The sequence below is a fragment of the uncultured Ruthenibacterium sp. genome (assembly GCF_963558415.1).
GTDB lineage: Bacteria > Bacillota > Clostridia > Oscillospirales > Ruminococcaceae > Ruthenibacterium.
The window spans coordinates 1-2,357 of sequence record NZ_CAUWGY010000146.1 but is presented as its reverse complement, the minus strand read 5'-3'; the positions used below and the strand labels follow the sequence as shown (position 1 = coordinate 2,357).

Here is a 2,357-nt window from a genome sequence, read left to right as displayed (position 1 = left end):
AGCCACTAGCTGACCGTTGCATGTATCTGGAAATATACGGCGCAAAAAAGATTCCAACGCAGTAATCGCCTTTCCCATAAGCACCACGGGGTGAGGCATCCAGCTAGGATCACCCCACATAATGTCCAAGGCAAAACCTAAAAAAGCCGCCGCCGCGATTCTCACATCATACATCCACTGCATAGGAAACTTCTCCCACCAAATCCAATCTTTTTTTTCGGTCCCAAGCATCTGCACACAGCACATATCCCGAGGCATTTTGTGCGCACCACTCATAATAATCTCGTTTGGGCCAGGCATAACGTTCCATGATTGCCATCTGTGTACCGCCATGCGCCAAAATCACCAGCAGTTCGCATCCACGAGACAATGAACACTCCATCAGTTTCTCAAAAGCAGCGCATGTTCTGTTGGAAAATTCTTCCCGGCTCTCACCACCCGGGCAACGCCCCATACAATCTTCTCCCACCCAAGCGAGATAATCTGCATCGTGTTCCATCTCCACATAATTTCGCCCCTCAAAGACTCCGAAACACATTTCTCGCAAATCCGTCACAGGAATCAGTTTGGCTTTTGGGAAAAGAATTTGCGCCGTCTCCACCGCTCTCGACAAAGGAGAAACGTATACTTCAGCCGGTTCCAGGTCCGCTTGTCGCAAACAGGCGCGTCCTTTCTCGGACAAAGGGATGTCCCGCGTTCCCTGATAACGCTTTTGCTCATTATATTCTGTCTGGCCATGGCGCAAAAGATAAATTTTCATCTGTCCAATGTTCCTTTCATGACGATTGGGATACCGCAGAACACACGAACCACAACATCCGCACGTTGTGCTAGCATGCAGGAAAGCCGACCGGCATTCTCCCGAAACGCACGTTCCTGTGCATCTACGGGAACCACACCGCCTCCCACTTCGGTGACAATCACCAATTCCTGCTGTGCCAGGCGATCAGCCAGCGCACACAAATCTTCACATTCTTTAACCTGTTCCTGCGCATCGCAAACGGCTCGTTGTGAAAACTCCTCTTGTGAGCACTTTAACAGCGACCGCGCATAGTCCCGTTTTCCGCTATACAGCGGCCCCGTAATCAAAATCATAACACCTTTTCCTCCAGCATCTGGCAGATGACAAAAGCCCCCAGCATCCAAATTTCCGCCTTTTGCAAAAACCACCCGGCCAAATCACCAGAAATTCCGCCAAATTGGGCCAATGCCATCTGATAATAACGTCCAAAAACCAATCCTGCTGCCAATACCATAGCCACTCCATAGAGGCCGCCGGCCAAAATCATTCCCGCCGCCAAAAATACAGAGAAGAATAACAAGAACCGCCGTACTGTACGCTGATCCGCTGCTGTGGCAAATGTGTGGGCCAGGCCCGTGTTTTTTGCCAAAGGGAACCATGCTACTGCCAGTCCGGAAAGAGACCGTTCCAACAAGAATCCTAACCCTATGCAAATAACGGACGAAAAAGAATAGATTACAGCACTGCTCAGTCCTAAATACGCAATAAAATACACACATACACGAATCAGTGCAAATGCTCCACAGTGAGGGTCTTTCAAAATCTCCTGTTTTCTTTCTCGGGAAGAACAACTTGCCATGGCATCACATGTGTCAGCATATCCGTCTAGGTGAATCCCACCAGTCACCAGTATGGGTATAATGCACAATCCCGCCGCCCGCAACAGAGAAGGCATCGCCCAAACCTGCGCGAGTGTGGCCCATGCCCACCATGCCAATGCACACACCAAACCTACCAACGGAAATGCGCACAACGCATATTTCATATTTTTTTCATTCCATACCGGTTGAGGGACCGGAACGGCAGAAAACATGGCAAAGGCAACGGCAATGGTCTGCCACAAAATCACAGAATATGCCCTCCTCTCTTGTAATAACAAGGAATTCCGCATACGACTTCGCATACATCATCCGCGCGAAAAGCTAAAGCGCGATTGAGTTCGCCCAATAGGCGCATGTACCGAAGCGTTTCTTTTTCATAGCAAGCAGCGCCGCTGTGAACATCGTTTGTAACAACAACAAGTGTCTCACACTGACGGCGCAAACTCTCTACTCCTTCCAAAATTGCAGACAAGGTCATTTCACCCGCACCAGTTGAAGAATACAATTCGTTTGCCACCAAATTTCCGATGCATTCCAACAAGACCGCGCTTGCAATGGGCAGATGAATTTTGTGAAGGCCCACCGGACACTCCAGTGTCTCAAATCCCTTTCCTGCCCGCAACGCCCGATGTCTCTCAATACGAACACGGCACTCCTCATCAAAGGCCTGCATAGTAGCCAAATAAAACAAAGACGTATGCCGTTCTTGAAGGATAAGATTTTCTGCATATTCG

Annotated in this window: 5 protein-coding genes; all 5 read right to left on the bottom strand. The window is 49.3% G+C overall.

The genetic code is table 11. The features are described 5' to 3' along the window. A partial coding sequence (locus AB5H98_RS13235; protein ID WP_367926352.1) for a cobalamin biosynthesis protein occupies positions 1-183 on the bottom strand: 183 nt, incomplete at its 3' end. Then, on the bottom strand, positions 167-760 hold the full coding sequence (locus tag AB5H98_RS13230; protein ID WP_367926351.1) for a histidine phosphatase family protein: 594 nt from the start codon (positions 758-760) through the stop codon (positions 167-169). The genes AB5H98_RS13235 and AB5H98_RS13230, both read right to left, overlap by 17 nt. Then, positions 757-1,095, bottom strand: a complete 339-nt coding sequence (locus AB5H98_RS13225; protein WP_367926350.1) for a bifunctional adenosylcobinamide kinase/adenosylcobinamide-phosphate guanylyltransferase — start codon at positions 1,093-1,095, stop codon at positions 757-759. The genes AB5H98_RS13230 and AB5H98_RS13225 overlap by 4 nt, the downstream gene beginning before the upstream one ends. Further along, positions 1,092-1,871 carry an adenosylcobinamide-GDP ribazoletransferase gene (locus AB5H98_RS13220; protein WP_367926349.1) on the bottom strand — a complete coding sequence of 260 codons (780 nt, stop codon included), beginning with the start codon at positions 1,869-1,871 and terminating at the stop codon, positions 1,092-1,094. The genes AB5H98_RS13225 and AB5H98_RS13220 overlap by 4 nt, the downstream gene beginning before the upstream one ends. After that, positions 1,868-2,357 (bottom strand): bifunctional adenosylcobinamide kinase/adenosylcobinamide-phosphate guanylyltransferase (locus AB5H98_RS13215; RefSeq protein WP_367926348.1); only part of this gene is annotated, 490 nt, incomplete at its 5' end. The genes AB5H98_RS13220 and AB5H98_RS13215, both read right to left, overlap by 4 nt.